Here is a 7,958-nt window from a genome sequence, read left to right on the forward strand (position 1 = left end):
ACCAATTCGTTTCAATCGTTCCTTTAATCAACCAGTACTTGAAACTTGTTATCGGCAAGCCTCCCATTGCGGGCAACTCGTGAGGTGATCGTTCACCATGCCGACAGCTTGCATGAAAGCGTAGCAGATAGTTGGGCCAACGAAGGTAAAACCACGCTTTTTTAACGCTTTAGACATGGCTCGTGACGCATCCGTCTCTGTCGGGACATCAGCCATACTACGGTAGCTGTTTTGAACCGGCGCCCCGTCGACAAAACCCCAGAGAAACCCACTAAAACTCTCTTCCCGTTCGGCAAACGCAATAAATCCCTTTGCGTTCTTGATAATGGACTGAATTTTCAACCGATTGCGGATGATTCCGGGGTTCTGGATAAGCGCATCACACTTTTCTTGGTCATACTGCACGATCTTGTAAGGGTCAAAATTATCATAGGCTTCCTGGTAAGTGCTTTGTTTTCGCAAAATAGTTATCCAGCTCAAACCAGCCTGCTGTCCGTCTAAGCAGAGCTTTTCAAACAGTTCTAGATCATCATACACAGGCCTTCCCCAAACATTGTCATGATAGGCCTGATACAAGGGATCATCCCCACACCAAGGGCAACGCTGTTGGTTTTCTTGAGCAATCGCTTCTGTCATCTCTCTGATCCTGTGTTTCTATCGAATAGCCTCTGTTATCGTAAGCAACCTGAACAACATATGTCACTTAGGGTTTTAAAAGTATGAGTCATTTCTTCGCTTACATCAGTCGACTACGCTGGATTCGTCGATGGAGCCTTATGCGCAACGCAATCCCCGAAGACGTAGCGACACATTCTTGGGAAGTAGGTACGCTGGCCCATGTATTGGGTGTTATTCATAATATCCAGAACCCCGAAGACCCTTTAGATCCATATCGCCTTGCGACGTGCGGCCTATATCATGATGCCACCGAAGTGATTACCGGTGATATGCCAACGCCAGTAAAGTATCACAGCGATGCGATGCGTGAAGCTTATAAAGGCGTTGAGGCGCGTGCGGAGCAAGAGCTACTCGACCTTCTTCCCACGGAAATGCAGGCAGATTTTAGTCAAGTGCTCATTGAGCACAATCTCCCAAAAACATACCAGCGTTTGTTAAAGGCAGCCGACAGACTCTCGGCCTTATTAAAATGCCAAGCAGAGTTGCGAGCAGGCAACAAAGAATTCGAACATGCAGAGCAGGAGATAAGGCGCCGTTTAGAAGAAGATAGCCAGCCGGAAGTGGTCTATTTTTTGGAGAACTTTGCGCCAGCGTACAAAAAGAGCCTAGACCATCTCCTAAAGTAAAAAGAACAAGTCTCTCAATACAACGAGACACAAAATGTCGCTTTAATACTTATTCTTGATCCTGTCGTAAGACAAAACCAATCAAATGGCAGGAGAAGAAACATGTTTCGAGTTAACGCATTCACACAGAAAGGCACTAAATTCCGTTTCCGCGTAAAAGCAGATAGCATTCAAACGGCGAGAAACACAATCAGCGAAATCTTTGAAGGGCGACAGATGCGACTGGTACTTGTTGAGCCGATGTAAGCTATGAGTAGTTTTGTTGCATGGTGCTCAGGTAAGAAACTAAGTCGTTCCGAATCTCTTTAGGGGCACATACTTTTGCCTGCGCACCCAAAGCTAATAACCAAGTTCGCAACTGAACAGTTCTTTTTACGGATGCACTCAAACGCCAAACACCCGTAGAGACTTCCACCAAGGTTTGCGTTTCATTCAAAGGGCTATCTTGCAGATCACGTAACAAATTGCTCTTGGCTTCGGTATAAAGCTCCACTTCCAATTCGTAAAAACTATGGTCTCGATCAATCGCAACATCCATATTGCCCGAGTCTAGATAATCCTTTAACTGGAAATCCTCAGGAACCGAATTCGCTAGCGGTAAAACCTCGAGATCCCGGATACGGTGAACCAAAAAACTCCGGTAGTCTTCTTGGTTTCCAGCTTTCATCGCATCGTCTTTAACTGCAACAAGGTACAGCTTCGGCAACATGATTGTGACCCCAAACGGATGCACATCATAATCTCTTTTACCTTGCCCCCCCTGATAACTAAAGCGAATACGCTTACCTTTCAAGATCGCTTGATAGATGCGATCGAGCACGGTCATATCAAAATCGGGGCTTCGTAAGCTCTGACCACGTTGATAAAACTCTACGGCATTACCAAGGCGAGAGTATTGCTTTGCGCTCAACTTGTTCTGCGCTTGCTGAAGTCGATTCTCAGCATTAAAAAACACCTGCGCTAATTCTTGCTGAGTAGAGCTCGGCAAGACCTGCTTTAAATGCTTTCGCGTAACCGTCAGAGCCAATGCCATATAGGCAGGCATTTTCTCAAAGTCGTAGCTAACCTGCTGATAAGGGTCGAGCGACCAAAGCTGGGTTTTCCCCCGCCCGCGAGTCACCTCTAGGCCAAAATTGTTTAAATAGCTGTCGTCCTCCTCATCATAGTCGCCAAGCAGGAATTTAAGATCTCGCTGAATCAAGCGCAGCAAACTTTTTGGTTCTCGTTCAGAGTCACCAACATATTCGCCATCAATAAGGTGCTGAATAATCGTATCGGTCGAAACCGGCTCCAAACGCGCAGCATGTCGTTGTTGAAGGTAATGTAGAATTTCAAGACGCCTAATAAATGTTTTCACGCGCGAGCTACTCCCCCACTAAGATTTCCCAGCCCTTTGTTCCTGTTTAGCCAGCTTTTCTTGCTCCTCCTGCTCACGCTTGGCTTGGATCATTGCGCGAAACTCAGCCATCTCCGCCTCCATCATCTCCGGCGTTTCAAGAGTCAAACGACCAAGCTTTCCACTACGAAGGTCCTGCAAAAAAATCGTTGCGGCCTGATGCTCATCAATAATACCACCGCTTTTTAAACACCCTCGTTTGGTGCCAATCTCCTTGAGCAAAGAATATTCATCGGTGGCAACATCCGACAAACCGAAACGCTGCATAATGGCATCCGGATAGAGAATTCTTAGTTCTTTGAGACACTCCCACGCAACGTCTTCATATTCCATTGCGGTGTCTTTTACTGCTCCAGTACTCGCTAAGCGATAACCGCAGGTTTCGGGCTCAAGCTTCGGCCACAAAATTCCGGGGGTATCCGAAAGCGTAATGCCGTTATCAAGCTTGATCTTCTGCTGTCGCTTTGTAACAGCAGGCTCATTACCTACCTTGGCAATACTTTTACCTGCCAGACTATTGATCAAGGTCGATTTGCCAACGTTTGGGATGCCCATAATCATGGCGCTTATGCCTTTATCAGTGTCTACTTTCTGTGGAGCAAGCTTGCGGCAAAGATTCGCAATCAATTTCGCTTTACTGTCTGTTGTTGCAGAGAGCGCTAGGGTTTTAACCGCCTTATCTTTCTCTAAGTGAGCCTGCCATGCTTCAGTCGTTTTCGGGTCAGCAAGATCAGCTTTGTTTAATAGTTTGATAACAGGAGTCTCACCACGCAAGTTACCCACCAAAGGATTAGATGAACTAAACGGAATGCGGGCATCTAATAGTTCAATAACGACGTCGACCTCTGACATCACTTTTTTTATTTCTTTGCGGGCTTTATGCATGTGCCCGGGAAACCAGTTAATCGCCATTGCGCGAATGTTCCTTGCTCTTAATCGTAGACAGGTTGTTTTAAAATAAAGAGTGTCGTGGCAACGCCACAACTTAAAATGATGAGACCAAACCATAGTTTAGCCACCAATGTAACGGACAAGGCCATACTCAACCACATTATCACTAAGATTCTCGTTCTTAACTGTCGCTGAAAACCGAGGCCTCCCTGCCAAGCTCTAATCTGTGGTCCGAGATAACGATTAGCCAAAAGAGCGTCATGAAAACGCTCTGAAGATCGAGCGAAGCACCATGCAGCCAAAATTAAAAACACAGCACCAGGCATCATTGGTACAAACAAGCCAATAATCCCGAGTACCACACACAAACAGCCTGTCGCTATGAGGCTGACTCGTACCACAATATTTTTTTGAAGCTTATCCACGCCGACTGCCTTCGCATGTATGATGGGCGAACTTATATTCTGCCGCATAGTACCAAACTGGCTAGTTTCAAATAAGCTCTCATCGCGAAAAGCGCTCATTAGTTGAAGGATAAAACCAGCGAATTCACTTTCTTATACCCACTTTCTAGGCTTCCACAGACATAGAACATACAATACCGCTTTTTTAAGGAGAACATTCATGTCGATATCAAAAAATAGCGTAGTTCAATTCCATTATCGTTTAAGCCATGAGGGGCAAGAAATTGAAAACTCCCGCGATGGCGATCCAGTCGCGTATTTACAGGGGCATGGTAATATTATCCCGGGTCTTGAGAGCGCAATGGAAGGCAAGGAAGAAGGGGATACGTTTACCGCAGACATCAACGCTGCTGACGCTTATGGCCCACGCCAAGAAGGCGCGACTCAACGCATTCCGCTGAAGCATCTAATGGGCGACAAAAAACAGAACGCTCGACTGAAGCCAGGTATGACAGTAAATATCAATACTGAGCAAGGCGTTCGCCAAGCCACTGTCATCAAGGCAGGAAAGTTCAATGTCGACATCGATACAAATCACCCTCTTGCGGGCAAAGACTTAAGCTTTGATATCGAAATCGTCTCCATCCGCGACGCAACGGAAGAAGAACTCGCGCACGGTCATGCACACGGTGTTGGCGGCCACCACCATTAACAAGTCCTAATGTTCGAAATGTAGATGTAAGGCCTTAAAAGGCTTAAGGTTTTGAGTCTTCTTATAAGAAAGTCGGTTGAGCTTGTCGGTCAGGCGGCACAGAACTATGGATTATTGATATGAACATGAAAAAACTTGCCTTGCCATTTATCGCTGCGAGCGCATTGAGTGTTGGGTCAGTCGCAATCGCAGAAGAGAGCGCTGCAAACAAATTCGAAAGTAAAGAAGCACAAATCGGCTATGCATTCGGAGTGATGTTTGGCCAACGAATGCGTAATGAGCTTGGTGATATTGACCTCGACCAATTCTCAAACGGAATGAAGACTGCTTTTAACGGTGAGCCTCAGCTGTTGAGCGACGAAGAGATTGCTCAAATCCTGACGGAATATCAACGTGAAATGCAGCAACAGCAGATCGCCAACCTCCAGAAACAGGGCGAAGAAAACAAAAAGATCGGTGATGCATTTCTAGCTGAGAACAAAAACAAAGAAGGCGTTGTAACGCTGGAAAGCGGCTTGCAATACAAAGTTCTAACCGAAGGAAAAGGTCCTCAACCAAGTGCATCAGATTCCGTCACAGTTCACTACACCGGCTCATTCATTAACGGTGAAGTATTCGACAGCTCCGTTGAACGCGGTCAACCTGCAACATTCCCGGTGAATGGCGTGATTGCAGGCTGGACAGAGGCGCTACAACTCATGCCTACTGGCTCTAAATGGCAACTATTTATTCCTTCGGACCTTGCTTACGGTCCAAATGGCAATCGCTCTATCGGCCCGAATGAAACTCTTCTATTTGAAGTTGAACTAATCGAAGTGAAAAAGAGCTAGCTCGAGCTCAGCCTGTATACAAAGAAAAAGCCGTCTCATTGAGACGGCTTTTTTAATGCGGGACATATTCACTATGGCCCTGAGTCAATTTTCACCGATTGCGCACCGAATTTGAGATAAAAACAAGAACGCCGATGAGTGTGGCATGCGGCACCGGCTTGCTCAATCAATGCAAGCAAGACGTCCCCATCGCAGTCTGTTCTCAATTCAACTAGCTGTTGCCCATGCCCCGAGCTTTCGCCCTTTCGCCATAACGTGTTTCGAGAACGAGACCAGTAACACATTCTTCCTGTCTTCAAGGTATCTTCTAAGGCGTCGCGATTCATCCAAGCAAACATCAAAATATCTTTCGATTTAGCATCCTGTGCAATCACAGGAATCAAACCTTGGTTGTCAAAGCTTAACTCTTCCAACACTTTAGCAAGCGCAAACTCACTGCCCTCTTGATCACCTTCAATTGACTTAAACCATGCCTTCACAGCGGATCCTCTTTTAATAAATACGTCGTTTCTTTACATCTGGCAGCTAGGCACTTAGATGGTTTTCTGCCTCGATAGTTCAGAAACGAGGCCACCGTTCAAACCAAATACGAACGACAACACATATCCAAAACCAAGCGACAAAATAATAGCCGGACCACTTGGCCACGCGACATAATACGATGCTAGCAAGCACATTTCACACGCAATAATCGCACTAATCATTGATCCAAGGAGTAGCGCATCCAAATTGCGTAGCCAATAGCGCATCATTGCCGCAGGCAAAATCATCACTCCTACCGACATTAAAGTGCCAAGCGCTAGAGAAATTAGGTAAAAAGCGGCCATGCTTGAATCTTCGGCAACGTTGGTTGATCGAGAAACAATACCGGATAACAACGCGACCAAGCAGCCCGCAATAATCGCTCCAAGAGTCATGGCTTCGGTAGATAAGCCTGCGACTAAAAATCCGACTGCGGCACCCGGCAAAATTGCATGGGCCATGACGTCACCCGTCAGACCCATTCGACGAAGCATCAAAAACACACCAACGGGTGCTGCGCTCACGGAAATGGCCAAGCAACCAAGTAAAGCCTGACGCATAAATTCAAACTCGACAAAAGGTTGCAGAAACAAGTCCAACATCAACTAATGCTCTCCAACCACCACATATGGCTCTGCATGATCGTCAAAAGCCTCATTAAATTGAGATGCTCTTTGCAAGTTTTCTTCGGTTAGCACACCATTGGTATGGCCATAAGCAATTGCTCTTCGGGAAAGCAGCAACGTTGTCGGAAAATGTGCCTTGACTTGGTGCAGGTCATGCAGCACGGCTACAATCGTTTTTACGTCGGTTTGCCAACGCTTTATCTGAGTAATCAAGTCTGCACTGGTGCGCGCGTCAACCCCCGTAAACGGCTCATCGAGTAAAATCAGTTCTGTTTTTTGTAAAAGTAGTCGCGCAAAGAGGACTCACTGCATCTGACCTCCAGAAAGCGTATCGATCATTCAATGCTCAAACCCTTCCAAGCCCAATTGGTGCAAGGCGAGATGCTCCGATTTCTGCTGCTCTTCACTCACTGATTTGAAAGCACCCAGCACTCCCCAAGCACCGAGCGCAACCATTTCACGCACGGTAATAGGGAAACTCCGATCAACTTGACTTAGCTGCGGTAAATAGGCGATTTGAGAGTGGTTAAGCTGTCCAAGGGAAATCGAACCTCCCAACAACTTTAGCTGCCCCATAATCCCTTTGAGAAGCGTCGACTTGCCCGCACCATTTGGCCCAACGAGCGCGACCATCGAACCTTCTTCGATTTCAAGAGACCGGTGATGAACGGCAGGATGGAGGTCGTAACCCAAGGTCACATTATCGACGGAAATACTCATGGGATCTTAGTGGCTCAAAGAGATATACAAAACCCACAACGAAGCACTTACGCCTAGTGCTATAGCAAGGCGCTGGATGATACCCATTTCAATAAGAGAGCGACGAGGCATGCAGACTACCTGAAAAATCGACCAAGTTCTTAGAGGATCGAAGTGTTGAAAGCAATTTAAGGGAAACTAACTTCAGATACCGCCGACAACTCAAACAGAACCAGGCATCTTCATCGAACGTAAGGTCATTAAATTGAGACAAGTTGTCATTCATGGTTGAAGACATCGGCTTCAACAACTAATTTGTTTCGGTAGTTGGTTGCTTTTTGTTCAAAACAGATTCATTTTGTGCGCTTTTTATACAAATAGTGCGTTTAGTTCCTTGACGCAACTGGTTAAAGGGTAAACACTTAAGTGGCAGCCAAAAAACAACAATCAGCGGAGGCACTATGAGTATACTGCACACTTTCGGTATTTTGACTCACCCCGATAGAGAGTGGCAAACGATTCGAGAAGAACATGAATCAACCCCCAAACTCTTTCTCACCCATATTATTCTTCT

At 46.2% G+C, this 7,958-nt stretch carries 12 protein-coding genes; 4 read left to right on the plus strand and 8 right to left on the minus strand.

What is annotated here, in order from left to right; all coding sequences use genetic code 11:
* Positions 1-48 precede the first annotated feature (48 nt).
* Positions 49-636 carry a DNA-3-methyladenine glycosylase I gene (locus A3751_RS00920; RefSeq protein ID WP_068451152.1) on the minus strand — a complete coding sequence of 196 codons (588 nt, stop codon included), beginning with the start codon at positions 634-636 and terminating at the stop codon, positions 49-51.
* Positions 637-719: 83 nt separating this feature from the next.
* Between A3751_RS00920 and yfbR the strand changes: the two genes are divergently transcribed.
* Positions 720-1,304, plus strand: coding sequence for a 5'-deoxynucleotidase (yfbR, locus tag A3751_RS00925; protein ID WP_068451154.1), 585 nt, complete (start codon positions 720-722; stop codon positions 1,302-1,304).
* A 102-nt stretch (positions 1,305-1,406) separates the two neighbouring features.
* Positions 1,407-1,550: a hypothetical protein gene (locus A3751_RS22020; protein ID WP_156492152.1), complete on the plus strand. Its 144-nt coding sequence runs from the start codon at positions 1,407-1,409 to the stop codon at positions 1,548-1,550.
* A gap of 1 nt (position 1,551) precedes the next feature.
* Here A3751_RS22020 and A3751_RS00930 read toward each other — a convergent pair whose 3' ends face one another.
* From A3751_RS00930 to A3751_RS00940, 3 genes are read right to left on the minus strand one after another with little or no spacing between them, the layout of a single operon-like run.
* Positions 1,552-2,661: a YafY family protein gene (locus A3751_RS00930; RefSeq protein ID WP_068451157.1), complete on the minus strand. Its 1,110-nt coding sequence runs from the start codon at positions 2,659-2,661 to the stop codon at positions 1,552-1,554.
* Positions 2,662-2,679: 18 nt separating this feature from the next.
* The gene (gene ylqF / locus A3751_RS00935) at positions 2,680-3,612 is read right to left on the minus strand and encodes a ribosome biogenesis GTPase YlqF (protein ID WP_068451160.1); all 933 of its coding nucleotides are present in this window, start codon (positions 3,610-3,612) and stop codon (positions 2,680-2,682) included.
* A gap of 20 nt (positions 3,613-3,632) precedes the next feature.
* Entirely contained in the window at positions 3,633-4,016 is a 384-nt protein-coding gene (locus A3751_RS00940; protein WP_197466074.1) for a YbaN family protein, read from the minus strand.
* A gap of 199 nt (positions 4,017-4,215) precedes the next feature.
* On the opposite strand from A3751_RS00940, the gene A3751_RS00945 reads away from it, so the two are divergent.
* The gene (locus tag A3751_RS00945; RefSeq protein WP_068451165.1) at positions 4,216-4,707 is read left to right on the plus strand and encodes a peptidylprolyl isomerase; all 492 of its coding nucleotides are present in this window, start codon (positions 4,216-4,218) and stop codon (positions 4,705-4,707) included.
* Between the two features lie 119 nt (positions 4,708-4,826).
* Positions 4,827-5,537 carry an FKBP-type peptidyl-prolyl cis-trans isomerase gene (locus tag A3751_RS00950; protein WP_231871873.1) on the plus strand — a complete coding sequence of 237 codons (711 nt, stop codon included), beginning with the start codon at positions 4,827-4,829 and terminating at the stop codon, positions 5,535-5,537.
* A 71-nt stretch (positions 5,538-5,608) separates the two neighbouring features.
* On the opposite strand, the gene hisI is transcribed toward A3751_RS00950, so the two are convergent.
* The 4 genes from hisI to A3751_RS22405 form a co-directional block, all read right to left on the minus strand.
* Positions 5,609-6,016: a phosphoribosyl-AMP cyclohydrolase gene (hisI, locus tag A3751_RS00955; RefSeq protein WP_068451168.1), complete on the minus strand. Its 408-nt coding sequence runs from the start codon at positions 6,014-6,016 to the stop codon at positions 5,609-5,611.
* A 54-nt stretch (positions 6,017-6,070) separates the two neighbouring features.
* The gene (locus A3751_RS00960) at positions 6,071-6,661 is read right to left on the minus strand and encodes a metal ABC transporter permease (protein ID WP_082862977.1); all 591 of its coding nucleotides are present in this window, start codon (positions 6,659-6,661) and stop codon (positions 6,071-6,073) included.
* A 3-nt stretch (positions 6,662-6,664) separates the two neighbouring features.
* Positions 6,665-6,898: a hypothetical protein gene (locus A3751_RS22400; RefSeq protein ID WP_068465744.1), complete on the minus strand. Its 234-nt coding sequence runs from the start codon at positions 6,896-6,898 to the stop codon at positions 6,665-6,667.
* A gap of 126 nt (positions 6,899-7,024) precedes the next feature.
* Positions 7,025-7,405 (minus strand): ATP-binding cassette domain-containing protein, encoded by a 381-nt coding sequence (locus A3751_RS22405; RefSeq protein ID WP_068490336.1) that lies wholly within the window; start codon positions 7,403-7,405, stop codon positions 7,025-7,027.
* Positions 7,406-7,958 lie beyond the last annotated feature (553 nt).

Source organism: Oleiphilus sp. HI0080 (assembly GCF_001635135.1).

Excerpts from the sequence above, each read along its gene's own strand:
- yfbR (WP_068451154.1), top strand. The coding sequence starts at position 720 with ATGAGTCATTTCTTCGCTTACATCAGTCGACTACGCTGGATTCGTCGA.
- A3751_RS00945 (WP_068451165.1), top strand. The coding sequence starts at position 4,216 with ATGTCGATATCAAAAAATAGCGTAGTTCAATTCCATTATCGTTTAAGC.
- A3751_RS00960 (WP_082862977.1), bottom strand. The coding sequence starts at position 6,661 with ATGTTGGACTTGTTTCTGCAACCTTTTGTCGAGTTTGAATTTATGCGT.
- A3751_RS00950 (WP_231871873.1), top strand. The coding sequence starts at position 4,827 with ATGAACATGAAAAAACTTGCCTTGCCATTTATCGCTGCGAGCGCATTG.
- A3751_RS00920 (WP_068451152.1), bottom strand. The coding sequence starts at position 636 with ATGACAGAAGCGATTGCTCAAGAAAACCAACAGCGTTGCCCTTGGTGT.
- A3751_RS22020 (WP_156492152.1), top strand. The coding sequence starts at position 1,407 with ATGTTTCGAGTTAACGCATTCACACAGAAAGGCACTAAATTCCGTTTC.
- ylqF (WP_068451160.1), bottom strand. The coding sequence starts at position 3,612 with ATGGCGATTAACTGGTTTCCCGGGCACATGCATAAAGCCCGCAAAGAA.
- A3751_RS22405 (WP_068490336.1), bottom strand. The coding sequence starts at position 7,405 with ATGAGTATTTCCGTCGATAATGTGACCTTGGGTTACGACCTCCATCCT.